Raw genomic sequence first — 1034 nt, forward strand, 5'->3', positions numbered from 1 at the left:
CGCTTTGAGGTTCTTGCCAGAATCCGTCTCTAGCATCACGTCTGTCATGGCTCGGTCGGCAAGTTGGCTCAGCTCAGCAGCGTGAGACTTCACCATTTTGCTGTCCAACTTCGCAAACGCATTCAAAACATCTGAAGGCGTTTTGAGGTTCGCGTCTTTAAACAACATCTGACCATGCTCGACAGAAGACGATGTTTGCAAACGCTGAGCTTGTCCCTGTTCGTTGTCAAACACTGCTTTTGTGATCGCTTTTGCCACAGACTGCGTGCTGCCTTCACGAAATAATTTCCCAGTAGCTTCAAAGAAGCGCGCGACTGCACCACTTGTAGGGTTTGCGCGTGTAAACTCTTGAGTAGCAGCATTGATCGTATATTCCTTACCACCAATGCTGAGTTTGCCTTCATTTAGAATCTCATTACGAGCTTGTGGCATCGCCGCTTGCAATGCACTCACACTTCCAAAACTGATCATGATTTACACCCTTAATGTAGAGAATTGGTTAGCATCCATCACTGGCGCGCTTGGCTCATCACTGATTGTTGAGTTGGTCGTGCTTTTTAACCATTCAATGAAATTGCCGAGAGATTCATCTAACATCGCTGCATCCAGCCATTGCTGACTTAGATGAACAAAGCCAACAAAACCGACTTCCTCGTCCCAATAAACGGCTGGTGAGCCTTGAGTGAGCGACGCTTTCATGTATTGCAGCATCACGTCATGTTCTGGTTTGTCGCCAGAAATCAAGCCAATGAGCGTCAGGCGATCATCCTCAGCACGCACAGTGATTGCCGTGTCTTGGTCAATCAAAAGATGACAGCAATCGTCGCCATCAAAAACCAGTTGTTCTATTTGGCAACGGTGAGCAAAATCCGTCATCAAAGCGGTAATAAATCCATTAGCCATTTGAATGAATAATCCTATAGTGCTTGTTACGAATTCGGCGGACGAGTCATGAAAACAGAGTGACCCAGGCCGTTTTGATGCTGTTATTTTTCATCATTTGGCGCGATTAATATGCTAAAGATGGTCGGATT

General features: G+C 46.1%; 1 protein-coding gene and 1 pseudogene. Both read right to left on the minus strand.

Annotation, left to right across the window (positions count from 1 at the left end; translation table 11 throughout):
* Nucleotides 1-471, minus strand: a pseudogene (gene vopS, locus R7Q47_RS26570) (T3SS effector adenosine monophosphate-protein transferase VopS); the annotation flags it as partial.
* Between the two features lie 3 nt (nucleotides 472-474).
* Nucleotides 475-903, minus strand: coding sequence for a CesT family type III secretion system chaperone (locus tag R7Q47_RS26575; RefSeq protein WP_017448959.1), 429 nt, complete (start codon nucleotides 901-903; stop codon nucleotides 475-477).
* Between the last annotated feature and the right edge of the window lie 131 nt (nucleotides 904-1034).

The sequence above is a fragment of the Vibrio sp. Vb0349 genome (genome assembly GCF_033338975.1).

Excerpts from the sequence above, each read along its gene's own strand:
- R7Q47_RS26575 (WP_017448959.1), bottom strand. The coding sequence starts at position 903 with ATGGCTAATGGATTTATTACCGCTTTGATGACGGATTTTGCTCACCGT.